General features: G+C 56.4%; 11 protein-coding genes and 4 tRNA genes. 5 read left to right on the forward strand and 10 right to left on the reverse strand.

Annotation, left to right across the window (positions count from 1 at the left end):
- The first annotated feature begins 177 nt into the window (after nucleotides 1-177).
- The 5 genes from hemC to ACR42C_RS22055 all read left to right on the forward strand — a co-directional run bounded on the left by hemC (nucleotide 178) and on the right by ACR42C_RS22055 (nucleotide 5,641).
- A complete protein-coding gene (gene hemC, locus ACR42C_RS22035) occupies nucleotides 178-1,119 on the forward strand; it encodes a hydroxymethylbilane synthase (protein WP_479984566.1) in 942 nt (313 codons plus the stop codon).
- Entirely contained in the window at nucleotides 1,116-1,856 is a 741-nt protein-coding gene (hemD, locus tag ACR42C_RS22040; protein WP_163330939.1) for a uroporphyrinogen-III synthase, read from the forward strand. The genes hemC and hemD overlap by 4 nt, the downstream gene beginning before the upstream one ends.
- A gap of 20 nt (nucleotides 1,857-1,876) precedes the next feature.
- Entirely contained in the window at nucleotides 1,877-3,058 is a 1,182-nt protein-coding gene (hemX, locus tag ACR42C_RS22045) for a uroporphyrinogen-III C-methyltransferase (protein WP_479984567.1), read from the forward strand.
- Nucleotides 3,059-3,060: 2 nt separating this feature from the next.
- Nucleotides 3,061-4,260 (forward strand): protoheme IX biogenesis protein HemY, encoded by a 1,200-nt coding sequence (gene hemY / locus ACR42C_RS22050; protein WP_116343728.1) that lies wholly within the window; start codon nucleotides 3,061-3,063, stop codon nucleotides 4,258-4,260.
- A gap of 169 nt (nucleotides 4,261-4,429) precedes the next feature.
- A complete protein-coding gene (locus tag ACR42C_RS22055; RefSeq protein WP_116343699.1) occupies nucleotides 4,430-5,641 on the forward strand; it encodes an MFS transporter in 1,212 nt (403 codons plus the stop codon).
- 506 nt (nucleotides 5,642-6,147) lie between these two features.
- On the opposite strand, the gene ACR42C_RS22060 is transcribed toward ACR42C_RS22055, so the two are convergent.
- The 10 genes from ACR42C_RS22060 to rffA all read right to left on the reverse strand — a co-directional run bounded on the left by ACR42C_RS22060 (nucleotide 6,148) and on the right by rffA (nucleotide 13,843).
- Nucleotides 6,148-6,224, reverse strand: a tRNA-Pro gene (locus ACR42C_RS22060).
- 45 nt (nucleotides 6,225-6,269) lie between these two features.
- Nucleotides 6,270-6,355: transfer RNA gene (locus tag ACR42C_RS22065), tRNA-Leu, on the reverse strand.
- A gap of 21 nt (nucleotides 6,356-6,376) precedes the next feature.
- Nucleotides 6,377-6,452 (reverse strand) — tRNA-His (locus ACR42C_RS22070).
- A 68-nt stretch (nucleotides 6,453-6,520) separates the two neighbouring features.
- Nucleotides 6,521-6,597: transfer RNA gene (locus ACR42C_RS22075), tRNA-Arg, on the reverse strand.
- A 102-nt stretch (nucleotides 6,598-6,699) separates the two neighbouring features.
- Nucleotides 6,700-8,085 carry a bifunctional threonine/serine APC transporter ThrP gene (gene thrP / locus ACR42C_RS22080; protein WP_320720832.1) on the reverse strand — a complete coding sequence of 462 codons (1,386 nt, stop codon included), beginning with the start codon at nucleotides 8,083-8,085 and terminating at the stop codon, nucleotides 6,700-6,702.
- A gap of 197 nt (nucleotides 8,086-8,282) precedes the next feature.
- Nucleotides 8,283-9,023: a lipopolysaccharide N-acetylmannosaminouronosyltransferase gene (wecG, locus tag ACR42C_RS22085; protein ID WP_320720831.1), complete on the reverse strand. Its 741-nt coding sequence runs from the start codon at nucleotides 9,021-9,023 to the stop codon at nucleotides 8,283-8,285.
- 12 nt (nucleotides 9,024-9,035) lie between these two features.
- Entirely contained in the window at nucleotides 9,036-10,388 is a 1,353-nt protein-coding gene (wzyE, locus tag ACR42C_RS22090) for an ECA oligosaccharide polymerase (RefSeq protein WP_320720830.1), read from the reverse strand.
- On the reverse strand, nucleotides 10,385-11,464 hold the full coding sequence (locus ACR42C_RS22095) for a TDP-N-acetylfucosamine:lipid II N-acetylfucosaminyltransferase (RefSeq protein WP_316380861.1): 1,080 nt from the start codon (nucleotides 11,462-11,464) through the stop codon (nucleotides 10,385-10,387). Before ACR42C_RS22095 ends, wzyE begins: the two co-directional genes overlap by 4 nt.
- A complete protein-coding gene (gene wzxE, locus ACR42C_RS22100) occupies nucleotides 11,461-12,711 on the reverse strand; it encodes a lipid III flippase WzxE (RefSeq protein WP_316380859.1) in 1,251 nt (416 codons plus the stop codon). The genes ACR42C_RS22095 and wzxE overlap by 4 nt, the downstream gene beginning before the upstream one ends.
- A gap of 1 nt (nucleotide 12,712) precedes the next feature.
- Complete coding sequence (gene rffA / locus ACR42C_RS22105; RefSeq protein ID WP_320720829.1) at nucleotides 12,713-13,843, reverse strand: dTDP-4-amino-4,6-dideoxygalactose transaminase; 1,131 nt, start codon at nucleotides 13,841-13,843, stop codon at nucleotides 12,713-12,715.
- Nucleotides 13,844-13,846: the final 3 nt, after the last annotated feature.

A 13,846-nucleotide genomic window follows, 5' to 3' on the forward strand; every position in this document is an offset into this window, starting at 1 on the left:
TAAAGAAAGATGCGCTACATACAAGTGTAGCACCGTTCTGTACGTGTAAATTCCTGAATACGGCTATGGCTGACGAATACGCCGCCTTGTCCCTCTCGCGCTTCATCAACCGTAAAACTGCCATCCCAGAGTCAACAATGTTAGGATGGTTAGCGATTGATAATGACGGTAACAAGCATGTTAGACAATGTTTTGAGAATTGCCACACGCCAAAGCCCTCTCGCGCTCTGGCAGGCACATTATGTTAAGCAGCGCCTTGAAGCCTGCCACAGTGGATTGCGCGTCGAGCTGGTGCCGATGGTCACGCGCGGTGACGTGATCCTTGATACGCCACTGGCGAAAGTGGGCGGCAAGGGCCTGTTTGTCAAAGAGCTGGAACTGGCATTGCTTGAGAACCGCGCCGATATCGCCGTACATTCGATGAAGGACGTGCCCGTCGAGTTCCCGGAAGGGCTGGGGCTGGTGACCATCTGCGAGCGCGAAGATCCGCGCGATGCGTTTGTCTCTAACCACTATGACTCGCTCGACGCGCTGCCTGCAGGTAGCGTGGTTGGCACGTCCAGTTTACGCCGTCAGTGTCAGCTGGCGGAGCGTCGTCCTGACCTTATCATCCGCTCGCTGCGCGGCAACGTTGGCACGCGTCTGGGCAAGCTGGATAACGGCGATTACGATGCCATTATTCTCGCCGTTGCCGGCCTGAAGCGTCTGGGGCTGGAGTCACGCATTCGCGTGGCGTTGCCGCCAGAGCTGTCGCTGCCGGCCGTGGGTCAGGGTGCCGTCGGCATCGAGTGCCGTCTGGACGATGCGCGCACCCGCGAGCTGCTCGCCCCGCTAAACCATGACGAAACCGCTACCCGCGTAAAAGCCGAGCGGGCGATGAATACCCGCCTCGAAGGAGGGTGTCAGGTGCCGATTGGCAGCTATGCTGAATTAACCGATGGTGAACTGTGGCTGCGTGCGCTGGTCGGCGCCCCGGATGGTTCACAGATGGTGCGCGGCGAACGTCGCGGCAAGCCGCAGGATGCCGAGCAGCTTGGCATGTCGCTGGCGGAAGAGCTGCTGAATAACGGCGCGCGTGAAATTCTGGCCGAGGTCTATAACGGAGAACCCCCTGCATGAGTATTCTTGTCACCCGCCCTTCTCCCGCAGGAGAGCAGTTAGTGAGCCGTCTGCGCGCACTGGGGCAGGTGGCCTGGAGTTTTCCGCTGATTGAATTCTCCCCCGGTCGGGAGCTCTCTGCGCTCGCCGACCAGATGAATACCCTGCAGGAAGGCGACCTGCTGTTTGCGCTATCGCAGCATGCCGTGGAATTTGCCCACGCGCAGCTGCAACAGCAGGGCCTGGCCTGGCCTGTCGCTCCGCGCTATTTCGCGATTGGCCGCACAACGGCACTGGCGCTTCATACCGTAAGCGGCGCGGATGTTCGTTATCCGCTAGATCGGGAAATCAGCGAAGTCTTGCTACAATTACCTGAATTACAAACTATTGCCGGAAAGCGCGCGCTTATTTTGCGCGGCAACGGAGGCCGCGAACTGCTGGGCGAAACGCTGCGTGAACGCGGGGCTGACGTTACGTTTGTTGAGTGCTACCAGCGCTGTGGGAAACACTACGACGGCGCGGAAGAGGCCATGCGCTGGCACGCGCGCGGAATTAATACGCTGGTGGTCACCAGCGGTGAAATGTTACAACAGCTTTGGTCGCTGATACCGCTTTGGTATCGCGAAAACTGGTTACTCCGCTGTCGGCTTCTGGTCGTCAGTGAGCGTCTGGCGAACCTCGCCCGGGAACTGGGCTGGCAGGATATTCGGATCGCTGATAACGCCGACAACGATGCGCTGCTGCGCGCATTACAATAACTCTCAAATGGGAAGCCATAATGACGGAACACGAAAAATCCTCCGCCGTGGTTGAAGAGACCAGGGAGACTGTGGACATAATGCCACAGCCAGAGACGACAGAGAAAACCGCTGAGAAGAAAAACGGCAGCAATAAAACCAGCCTCGCTTTGAGCGCGATTGCCATCGCCATTGCGCTGGCAGCCGGCGTTGGCCTGTATGGTCTGGTGAAGCAACAGAGTGCTAACCAGACGGCCACCAGCGATACGCTGGTGAATCAGCTTACCTCCCTGCAAAAAGCGCAGGAAACGCAGAAAACCGAGCTGGAAGCGGTGATTAAGCAGCAGGCCGCCGCGCTAGCCGAGGCAAACAGTAAACAGGAAGAGCTGACCAAACAGCTGGGTGAAGTACAGCAGAAAGTCGCCACGATTTCCGGCACCGATGCCAAAACCTGGCTGCTCTCGCAGGCCGATTTCCTCGTAAAACTCGCCGGGCGTAAGCTGTGGAGCGATCAGGACGTGACCACCGCCGCCGCGCTGCTGAAAAGCGCCGATGCGAGCCTGGCAGACATGAACGATCCAAGCCTCATTACCGCACGTCGCGCGATTACCGAAGATATTGCCAGCCTCTCCGCCGTTTCGCAGGTGGATTACGACGGCATTATCCTCAAGGTGAACCAGCTTTCGAATCAAATTGATAACCTGCAGCTGGCGGATAATAACGACGACGACTCCCCGATGGATTCCGACGGTACCGAACTTTCCAGCTCCCTGAGCGAATGGCGCATAAACCTGCAGAAAAGCTGGCAGAACTTTATGGACAGCTTCATTACCATCCGTCGCCGCGACGAAACCGCCGTACCGCTCCTGGCGCCGAATCAGGATATCTATCTGCGCGAAAATATCCGTTCCCGCCTGCTGGTCGCGGCGCAGGCCGTGCCGCGCCATCAGGAAGAGACCTACAAACAGGCGCTGGATAACGTCTCAACGTGGGTGCGCGCCTACTACAACACCGATGATGCGACGACCACCGCCTTCCTCGAAGATATCGACAAGCTGAGCCAGCAGAACATCACCATGAACGTGCCGGATAAGCTGGCCAGCCAGCCGATTCTGGAGAAGCTGATGCAGACGCGCGTGCGTAACCTGCTGGCGCAGCCGGGCGTTCCGGCCGAGCAGACCGGCACAGCGCCAGCGTCTGAAAGCGCGCCACAGGGAGAGTAATGATGCTAAAAGTCCTTTTACTCTTCATTCTGCTGATCGCCGGGATCGTCCTGGGGCCGATGCTTGCGGGTCATCAGGGATACGTCCTGATCCAGACCGATAACTACAACATTGAAACCAGCGTAACGGGTCTGGCGATCGTTCTGATCCTCGGCGTCGTGGTACTGCTTGCCGTTGAATGGATCCTGCGCCGTATTTTCCGCACCGGTGCCCATACCCGCGGCTGGTTCGTAGGCCGTAAGCGCCGCCGCGCCCGTAAGCAAACGGAACAGGCGCTGCTGAAGCTGGCCGAAGGCGATTATCAGCAGGTTGAAAAGCTGATGTCGAAAAACGCCGATCACGCAGAACAGCCAGTGGTGAACTATCTTCTGGCAGCCGAAGCGGCCCAGCAGCGCGGTGATGAAGCCCGCGCTAACCAGCATCTGGAACGCGCGTCTGAACTGGCGTCTGGCGACCCGATCCCAGTGGAAATTACCCGCGTCCGCCTGCAGCTCGCGCGCAATGAGAACCACGCGGCGCGCCACGGCATTGACCGTCTGCTGGAAATCGCACCACGTCATCCGGAAGTCCTGCGCCTTGCGGAGCAGGCCTATATTCGTACCGGCGCGTGGGGCTCGCTGCTGGACATCATTCCGTCGATGGCGAAGGCCGAGGTGGGTGATGATGAACATCGTGATGAGCTTCAGCGTCTCGCATGGATTGGCCTGATGGATCAGGCGCGCGCCGACCTGGGCAGCGACGGTCTGAAAACCTGGTGGAAAAATCAGAGCCGGAAAACGCGCCAGCAGGTTCCTCTGCAGGTGGCTATGGCGGAACATCTTATTGAGTGTGACGATCATGACACCGCGCAGGAGATCCTCCTCGACGGCCTGAAGCGCCAGTACGACGATCGTCTGGTCATGGTGATCCCGCGCCTGAAAACCAATAACCCTGAGCAGGTCGAGAAAGTGCTGCGCCAGCAGATCAAAACCGTCGGTGACCGTCCGCTGCTGTGGAGTACGCTGGGCCAGTCGCTGATGAAGCACGGGGAATGGCAGGAGGCGAGCCTGGCCTTCCGTGCAGCGCTGAAACAGCGTCCGGACGCGTTTGACTACGCGTGGCTTGCCGATACGCTCGACAAACAGCATAAGCCAGAAGAGGCAGCCGCCATGCGGCGTGATGGGCTGTTATTGACGCTGCAAAATAACGGAACGCAGCAGTAATTCATCAGGAGGCCAGACGGCCTCCTTTTTTTATCACTGTTCTCCTGCTACATTCTTTACACCGACAGCCGCAAACGAACCCGCCAATGTAACGATATCTTTTCATTAACCTTTTTTCGCACATGCGCGATCTGCGCATGGACTAAATCGTTTCTGAAAGGAAAGCGTCATGAACTCGCTTTTATACGCGCTTATTGAAGCGCTGCGCTGCCATCGCTGGCTGCGCCTGCTTGCCTGTGCTTTTATCTTCTCTTCTCTGGGAAATGGGTTAACCCAGGTCGTCGTCTTCGGCCTGCTGTTAGCGTGGTCGGCCCCGCCAGCGCTGCTGACCCTCGCTTTTCTGTTCGCCACGGTGCCGGGGTTTATCGGCAGCATGCTCGGCGAAAGGCTGTGCTCGCGCTTTTCTCCGATATCCCTGCTGATATTGACCGAAGGACTGGGCTTACTTGCCCTGCTCTTTCCCCTGCTTGGCGTGGGTTATCATAGCGTTGCCGCGTTACTCGCCGTGCAATCCACCGAAGCGCTGCTCAGCGGGATGAGCTGGCCCGCCCTGACTTTACTCTTTAAGCGCGGACTCAGCGAAACGGAACTGCCTGCCGCCACCTGCCTGGAAAATGTGATTTTTGCGTCTCAGGTGTTATTAGGTACCGGGCTGGGCGTGGTGCTTTTTCAGAAGATACCCGTGCTCGCCTTGCTGGCCATTGATGCCATCAGCTTTCTCGGGTCGCTGGTCATGCTATGGCTGGCGGGAGGCCTGTTTACTTCGGCGTCACGCACCGGCCATGTGGAAAAGGGGGCTTCAGCGACATTGCGCTGGCAGACATTGACCGTTCGGCAGAAACGCAGCTTGCTCATTTTGCCGGCGCTGGCCGCCGTCGGGTCACCTGCGATGGCGCTTCTTCCGGCGCTGGCCCAGCAGCTCCGTCCTCAGGACGCGGCGGGCCTTGCTCTGCCTTTGCTTTTCGCGAGGAGTATGGGGCAGCTTTGCGGCCCTCTGCTGCTGCAAAGAGACAGCCTGGCGCGTTTTGCGGCTCATACGCCGCGACTGTTGCTTTGCCTCGGCATCTTTCTGGCCGCTTATGGAATGCTGCCGTTTATGGCCGGCTGGATAGGGTATGCGCTGGGGATGATCTTTGTCGCGCATCTGGCCTCAAACGTGCTTTTTGCGGCGGGTACGTTTGGCGTACTCAGTAATTTTCAGGCCGCGCAAACCGCTATAGCCAGCGGTAAAGCCTGGCGCTGGCAAACGCTCAGTGCCTCTCTTTTTACCGGAGTAGCAGCGATAGTGGCATCAGAGTTTGGCTCAGTACAGGCGCTTTATATGGTTTCGTCAGCGGCTCTGCTGATGGTTGCCCTCATCATGCGCTTTTATCGGGAATAAGACATAAAAAAACGCCTGCTATAAAAGCAGGCGTTAAAACAGGTCTGTAAGACAACATATTTGGTGCTTCACTCAACGTTATGTCCATGGTGTCTGATGAGGCCGAAGCGACATCTGTCAGTGGACGATAAGCACCGTAAATGGCTCTGCGTCATTCCTGAGTTTATGAGGCACTAAGGCGAACATAAGAGATGGAATGAGCATCTACGCGTATATTATTGCACGTAACGTGCCAGATTTACACGCAGAAGTTTTACATGGCGCAACATTTTAAGATAAAAGGAAATTATGCTGTTCAGCGGCATCTGACGCTTCACAACGTATCGGCAAAAGCATAAATATGTCGCCAGGAAGAGACAGCAAATCCCGTAAATAATTATTTCTTGTAATTTCAAATGGTTGTATGTCGCTGAATCGCGACAGTGATACAGGGCGCTGTCGGGGGATAACTACAGGGGAGAAAAGTTGCAGAAAACAAAAAACCCCGCCGAAGCGGGGTTCAAAATTGGTCGGCGAGAGAGGATTCGAACCTCCGACCCACTGGTCCCAAACCAGTTGCGCTACCAAGCTGCGCTACTCGCCGATGTACTGCTTTTTTGAATTTTTAGTTCAATTTATTAAAAAGTCGTGGTGCGAGGGGGGGGACTCGAACCCCCACATCCTAAGGACACTAACACCTGAAGCTAGCGCGTCTACCAATTCCGCCACCTTCGCAATTCACAACTCTTTCAATAATGGGGTGGCTAATGGGATTCGAACCCACGACAACTGGAATCACAATCCAGGGCTCTACCAACTGAGCTATAGCCACCACTGTATTCTTTCACGCGGTACTGACTACTTCTCAGACCACCGCAGCTCTAGCGCCGGGAACTAAAATGGCGCGCCCGACAGGATTCGAACCTGAGACCTCTGCCTCCGGAGGGCAGCGCTCTATCCAGCTGAGCTACGGGCGCTTAGCGCCGTTGCGGGGCTGGATATTACGTACCTCCGCCCCCGCTGTCTAGTGCTTTTTTGAAAAAAATGCGCGTTTGGTTATGGTTTGCACATTTTGCCGCTTATTCCTCCACTTTCTGCGTGGTGGCACGGCGACCCAGGCCAAAAAGCTTATACGCGGCCGTCACTGCCGCCAGGAAGATCAGCCCGACAAACAGCGACATGCGGGTATCTTCATTAAAGTACATTCCAATTAATACGCAAATCAGGAACGCCATCGTCAAATAGTTCGCATACGGGAACAGAATCGAGCGAAACGGATGGCTGGCGATCGCTTTTTTATGCGCATGGCGGAAACGCAGTTGGCTGATGAGGATAACAAACCACGGCACCATGCCCGGCAGCACGCTGGCGCTGTAGACGTAAACAAACACGCGCTGTGGATTAGGAATGATGTAATTCAGGCAGGAACCAATCAGCAGGATGACAATGGAGACCGCTACGCCCGCTACCGGCACGCCAGCACGTGAGACTTTACTCATTGTCGCAGGCAGCTGGTTATTTTTCGAAAGCGCGTAGAGCATACGGCCACAGCTGTACATCCCGCTGTTACAGCCTGACAGCGCTGCCGTCAGAACCACAAAGTTGATGATACCCGCTGCTGCTGTAATTCCGATCTTCGCAAAGGTTAATACGAACGGACTCCCCGTCGTCCCAATTTCGTTCCACGGGAAGATGGTGACGATGACGAAGATCGCACCCACGTAGAAAATCAGGATACGCCACAGCACTTTGCCCACCGCACTACGCAGCGTGACCTGCGGGTTTTTCGCTTCACCGGCGGTAATCCCGATCAGCTCCACACCCTGGTACGAGGCCACAACGATACACAGCGCCGTCAGGAAGCCCTTCCAGCCGCCGGCGAAGAAGCCGCCGTGTTCAGTCAGGTTGCTAAAGCCGATGGCGTGTCCGCCGTTGCCAAAGCCATAAAAAATCACGCCCAAACCAATAACAATCATCACGATGATCGTGGTCACTTTGATCATCGCAAACCAGAACTCGATTTCACCGTAAAGGCGCACGGCTGCAAGGTTTGCCAGGGCCACCAGCCCCACGGCAATGAGAGCCGGTATCCACTGGGCCATGTCCGGGAACCAGAACTGGACGTAAACCCCTATCGCGGTGATTTCAGAGATGCCCACCGCCATCCACATAAACCAGTATGACCAGGCCGTCAGGTAACCAAAGAACGGGCTCATGTAACGGTGTGCGTAAACGGCGAAGGAACCGGTCACCGGCTCCAGAAAGAGCATTTCACCCATTGAGCGCATGATGAAGAAAACAAACAGCCCGGCGATGATATACGCCAGTAATACGGAAGGGCCTGCCCATTTTAGGGTGCTTGCGGAGCCCATAAACAGGCCAACGCCGATAGTGCCGCCCAGCGCTATCAGTTCGATGTGACGAGCTTCCAGCCCACGCTGTAGCTCCGGTTGTTTCTCTGCCATAGATCCTCGATTGTGTTTGCTGTTTCCCGGCTTAATACCGGTTGTTGTTTTTTAGGGGTACTAAAATACGGTGCGAATGGTTTCTTAAAATCGGCCAAATGGCAAACGATGCATTAAAAAAATGAATGCATTGCACAGAATATCAGCAGTTTTGCAGGCGAGTTGCAGCGCGAATAGCATATCGCGCTGCATTCTGATTACATTTTCCCGGTATACTGCCAGGCGAGGTAACGAAGCAGACGAATCTGTCGTTTAATGCGCGTCGGTTGCGATAGCAGGCGGTAAAGCCACTCCAGCCCCAGATTTTGCCAGACCTTTGGCGCACGCTTAACATGGCCGGTAAAGACGTCGTAGGTGCCGCCGACGCCCATATAGAGGGCATCCGGACAGACCAGACGGCAGTCGCGCATCAGGATCTCCTGGCGTGGGGACCCCATCGCCACGGTGACGATTTTTGCCCCGCTGTCGCGCACGCGGGCAAACAAAGCCTGCTGGTCTTCAGGCTTGAAGTAACCATTCTGGCTGCCGACGATATTCACATTCCATTGACGACGCAGTTTCTCTTCGGTCTCGGCCAGCACTTCAGGCTTACCGCCAATCAGGAAGACTGGCGTACCTTCCGCGCCTGCGCGGGCCATAAGCTGCTCCCAGAGGTCGGCACCCGCCACGCGGGAAACATTAGCGTCAGGATACTTTTTACGGATAGAGCGGACCACGCTGATACCGTCCGCGTATTTAAATTCAGCCGCTTCAATCAGGCTTTTCACCTCGGCGTTATCTTCCACCGCCAGCATCTTTTCCGCGTTGATAGCAACCAGCGTACCGGATTTCATCTGCCCGTCGGCGAACAGAAAGTCCAGCGCGTGCTGCATGTCGCGCCAGCCAATAAGCTGCAGGCCACGAAGCGCATAGCGCGGTGCAGAAATTTTATCAGTCATTACTTTCCCTACTCAGACTTGCGACAGCGTTGTGTTGCCCTGTTGCTCGCGCTTGTGCACAAGCCCTGCGCTGTCGAACAGCCAGTACAACAGTTTGGCCAGTAACAGGCAGATGCCAAAAACGACCATGAAGAAAACCACGCGTGAAACGAACGAGTCCAGACCCTCGCGCGCCAGAACGATCATATTGAAAATGGCACCAAAGCAAAAACTGTGCAAAATAGCCGCCTTGTAGCGGTTGGTCTCTTCGTTACCACGCACGTAGAGCCAGTCGAACCACTTGATAATCAGCCCTACGACAAACGCGCCCGGCAGGATAAACCAGCCTCCTCCCATCACCACCAGGGAACCAATCAACGTTGGCGAGATCGCCAGGCCCGAATGGTTGTTGAGCACTTCCCAGGTAAAATAGTTCGCGGTATTGAGCACCACACCAGGGCGGTCCGGCCACAGCCAGCTCGGGATAAAGACGTAGAAGTCGCGAACAATCGGCGCCAGCCCCTGGAAATCAATCTTGTCGTAGTTTTGCAGCAGCAATGCCAGATTTTCCCACGGCGAGAAGGTGTCGCGCGTCAGGTAGAGGAACGTGTAAAACGCCTCATCGCCCGCCACGTTCATCCCGTAGCGCTTCAGCGCCAGCCAGAACATCCCCACAATGCCAAACACGCCTGCCGCAACCAGCATCCACAGCGAGATCCAGCCGCGGATAATGCCGATAAACAGGAAGATAGCGAAAGCAATGATAATGTTGGCGCGCGTACCGCCCACAATCATGTAGGTCAGGATACCGAACGCAACGGTACTGACCAGGAAGAACAGCCACGCTTTGCTGTCCTGGCGCAGGAAGAAGATCACCAGCATCGCCGGGATGAAGAAATAGAAGAATCGCTTAAGCGCCACGCCTGAGACTTCGGCCGAAAAAATCTGGCTGTAGGAGTGGAGCTTAAACAGCAGGAAGCCGTTATGCATGAAGAAGATGCCAACGCTGACCAGGGCGATGGTCATGAGCATCACCCACGTCAGATGGGTCTCCACCCGGTTCATGGTAAAGAGCGCCCGACGCGGGGCGGCGGCCTGCGCTGGCCGCAGACGCGTTTTATAGGTGACGTAGTAAACCGCATAGAAGCAGGTCGCCGCCAGCAGGGCCTGGAGGAGAATCTCCGGCGGCGCGACGCTCACGTCAAAACGGAAGACCAGAATGCTGGTCAGCGGGAAGCCGAAAAAGAAGGTCAGCAGAAACAGCAACGAGAAGAACACGTTAAAGTTGAAGCGCACGCGGCGGAACTCAAACCAGGTGAGCGTGGCGATAAACAGGGAGCTCAGAAGCCAGACAACCAGTAAGCCGCTGAATTGCAACTGACTCATGCGTTGTCTCCTGAAGCGATACGCAGCGCGCGGTGCCACGGCGTGAGGTAATTCGGGCTGAAAAAGTCGATGCTATTTTTATCCACCAGCGTGAGCTGGCGCTGTGCTTCACGCACCACTTCGACATTCAGCGTGTCTGAGGTGAACAGCACCGGAATATGCTGCTCGGCCATGTCCTGCCAGAACGGGTTGTCGCGGTTGAGCACGCACGGTACACCCGCCTGAATCAGCAGGCACAGCGTACCAATACCCTGCTGGCGGGCAAAGATGAAATAGCCCAGATCGCATTTTCGCAGCAGCGCAAGATAGTCATCAAACTCCAGCTTTTCGCTGAGAATGTGCAGATTTCCTTCGCTGAATAACGCAAGCCCCTGCTGGCGAACCTCATCAATGTAGGCGTCGTTGTTGGCCGGATAACCCATCGGCACCACCACGTTCACCGTGTCGCCAAACTGCTGGTATACCGCCCGTAGCGCGGCCACATGCTCGTTACTGCGGTCGCCGGAATTCCCCACCAGGATCGTCAGCTTGCCTTCGCGAACCGCGTCATTCGCCATGGTGTTCAGCGCCGGGTCCATACGGGTTGGGAAATAGAGTAGCTCGCCGCGCACGTTCGGGTGCTGCTTCGCAAAATAATTCAGATCGCCGCGGGTGGCAAAAACGCGGCCCACCCTTCCCTGCGCCATGCGACGCAGGGGATAGAAAAGACGGAACTTCCAGCCGCGGGAAACTTCGTAGAGATCGGCTCCCCAGATATGCCAGCTGCACTGGGAGGGTTTAATTCCCCCGCTGAGCAGAGCCAGCCACAGGCCGGTATTGAACTGCCCGTGGAAAAAGAAACGTTGCTCACGATCCGCTTTGGCTTTGGCAATAACCGCCTTCGCCAGGGAAGCTTTATCCGGCCAGAAGGCGATAGTCAGCGCCGGAAACGCCGCGCTCAGGCCATTATCCTGACCTGCAACCATAAACTCGCGCGCATCAGGATTTCCTGATGCCAGCTCGTCGTTAAAGAACCGCAAAACGGTCTGGTTATGGTGTGGGATATCCGATCCCAGGATATGAATCAGTGCAGTCATGCGCGTTTACGCCACAATAAAAATACGCCGCAGCAGGCAGCGAAATAAACGATATAGGTTGCCATATAGGCCTGAGCCGCCCCCAGCGCACCGTGCGCGGGTATCAGCCAGTGTGAAAATGCTGTCAGTAGCGCAAACTGGCTAATCTCCGCCAGGATATACAGCCGCAGCGAAGCTTTCGCAATCACCAGATAGCCGAAAACGTAAGCCCCCACTTTCAGCACATCGCCCACCAGTTGCCAGGCAAAGAGATCGCGCATGGCGGTAAACTTTGCGGAGAAAAGCAGCCAGATGGCAACATCGCGCAATAGCCAGACGGTCAAACTGGCCGCCGCCACAGCGGGTAATACGAAACGCAAGGAGCGGGAAATTTCTCGGGTAATATCCTGCCTGGACGTCAGGCGCGATAAGGTTGGCAGCAAATAAACGCTAAAGGAAGCCGTTATAAACTGGAGGTAAGCGTCGGAAATACTGCTTACCCCTTGCCAGATCCCCACCTCATCCCAGCTGTAATGCGCCGCCAGCAGGTTTCGCATCATCACGTATGCCACTGGCAGCGTGACGGAAGTAATGAGCGCCATCAGGGTAAACTTACCCAGCTGGCTGACAAGCACCTTGTCCCATTGTGGTTTCAGGTAGCTCAGAGGGATAACACCCCGACGCATCAGCATAAATGCCGCAGGCACAACAACCAGCGCCGGGACCAGCGCAAGCCCCAGCAGTGCGCCTTCATAGCCGCCCAGGCGATAGCAGAAGTAATAGGCAATCACGCCGATGACGCTGCCCAGGATTAAGGCAAGCGCGTTCCCGGCAGCATCGCGAAAACCTTTCATCAGCGCCAGCAGCAGGTTAGCCCAGGCAATGCCCATCTGGACCAGCGCAACCAGACGGACCAGCCCCTGGTAATGGGTGTGCCCGAACAATCCCTGGCTGATGGGCGCCGCCGCCAGCAGAAACACAATCGCCAGCAGGGTCGAAAAGCCTGTCACCATCGCCGACGCGGTGCCCACTACCCTGCGAAGCTGGGCCGCATCATCATGATATTGAGCAACGTATTTGGTCACGCCGTTGAAGATTCCGGCACCGGCCAGCACACCAAGGACGGTGACAAGCTGGCGGAAGTTGCCCGCCAGCCCCACACCAGAGGGCCCAAATGAGACGGCGAGCAGCTTGACGACCAGCAGTCCGGCACCAATTTTTACAAGCGTGGACGCGGCGGTCCACACCGATGCTTTTGCCAGAGACATATCAGCTGAAATAGCTCAGAAGGGTATTGATCACCGTACGCTGGTTAACTGGTGCGAGGTTGTAGAACAGCGGCAAGCGAAGCAAACGCTCACTTTCTTTCGTAGTGTAACGATCTTCACCCGCGAACGTGCCAAATGCTTCTCCGGCCGGGCTGGAGTGCAGCGGGATATAGTGGAACACCGCCATAATTTCGGCCTCTTTCAGCCAGGCGATGAGCTGGCTGCGATCGTCGTTATCGCGCAGCTTGATGTAGAACATATGGGCATTATGGATGCAATCGGCCGGAATGGTTGGCAACTCAATACGCCCGGCTTTGGCCAGAGGCTCCAGCGCGTCGTAATAGGTTTGCCAGAGGGACAGGCGCTGGAGATTAATCCGCTCTGCCGCTTCCAGCTGCGCCCACAGGTATGCCGCCTGCAGATCCGCCATCAGATAGCTGGAGCCGATATCGCGCCAGGTGTACTTATCAACCTGACCGCGGAAGAACTGACTGCGGTTGGTGCCTTTTTCGCGGATCACTTCCGCACGCTCAACCAGGGCACGATCGTTAATCAGCGTCGCACCGCCCTCACCGCCAGCGGTGTAGTTTTTCGTTTCGTGGAAGCTGAAGCAGCCAATGTGGCCGATCGTGCCCAGCGCGCGCCCCTTGTAGGTGGACATCACGCCCTGCGCGGCATCTTCAACCACAAACAGGTTGTGCTTTTTGGCGATCGCCATGATGGTGTCCATTTCACAGGCCACGCCCGCGTAGTGAACCGGCACAATCGCGCGCGTTTTATCGGTGATCGCAGCTTCAATCAGCGTCTCATCAATGTTCATGGTGTCCGGGCGGATATCCACAAAGACGATTTTCGCCCCGCGCAGGACAAAGGCGTTTGCCGTGGAGACGAAGGTATAGCTCGGCATGATCACTTCATCACCGGGCTGGATATCCAGCAACAGGGCCGCCATTTCCAGCGATGCCGTGCAGGACGGGGTCAGCAGCACCTTAGCGCTGCGAAAACGCTGCTCCATCCACTGCTGACAGCGACGGGTAAAACCGCCGTCACCGCAGAGTTTGCCGCTGCCCATGGCAGACTGCATATAGTCGAGTTCGGTTCCCACGACGGGTGGTGCGTTAAATGGAATCATCTT

Source organism: Enterobacter sp. MG-EB028 (assembly GCF_056673305.1).

Bases quoted from the DNA above. Each gene is read 5' to 3' on its own strand.
- hemX (WP_479984567.1), top strand. From the start codon at position 1,877: ATGACGGAACACGAAAAATCCTCCGCCGTGGTTGAAGAGACCAGGGAG.
- wecG (WP_320720831.1), bottom strand. From the start codon at position 9,023: ATGACTGATAAAATTTCTGCACCGCGCTATGCGCTTCGTGGCCTGCAG.
- wzxE (WP_316380859.1), bottom strand. From the start codon at position 12,711: ATGTCTCTGGCAAAAGCATCGGTGTGGACCGCCGCGTCCACGCTTGTA.
- hemD (WP_163330939.1), top strand. From the start codon at position 1,116: ATGAGTATTCTTGTCACCCGCCCTTCTCCCGCAGGAGAGCAGTTAGTG.
- hemY (WP_116343728.1), top strand. From the start codon at position 3,061: ATGCTAAAAGTCCTTTTACTCTTCATTCTGCTGATCGCCGGGATCGTC.
- rffA (WP_320720829.1), bottom strand. From the start codon at position 13,843: ATGATTCCATTTAACGCACCACCCGTCGTGGGAACCGAACTCGACTAT.
- ACR42C_RS22055 (WP_116343699.1), top strand. From the start codon at position 4,430: ATGAACTCGCTTTTATACGCGCTTATTGAAGCGCTGCGCTGCCATCGC.
- ACR42C_RS22095 (WP_316380861.1), bottom strand. From the start codon at position 11,464: ATGACTGCACTGATTCATATCCTGGGATCGGATATCCCACACCATAAC.
- hemC (WP_479984566.1), top strand. From the start codon at position 178: ATGTTAGACAATGTTTTGAGAATTGCCACACGCCAAAGCCCTCTCGCG.
- wzyE (WP_320720830.1), bottom strand. From the start codon at position 10,388: ATGAGTCAGTTGCAATTCAGCGGCTTACTGGTTGTCTGGCTTCTGAGC.
- thrP (WP_320720832.1), bottom strand. From the start codon at position 8,085: ATGGCAGAGAAACAACCGGAGCTACAGCGTGGGCTGGAAGCTCGTCAC.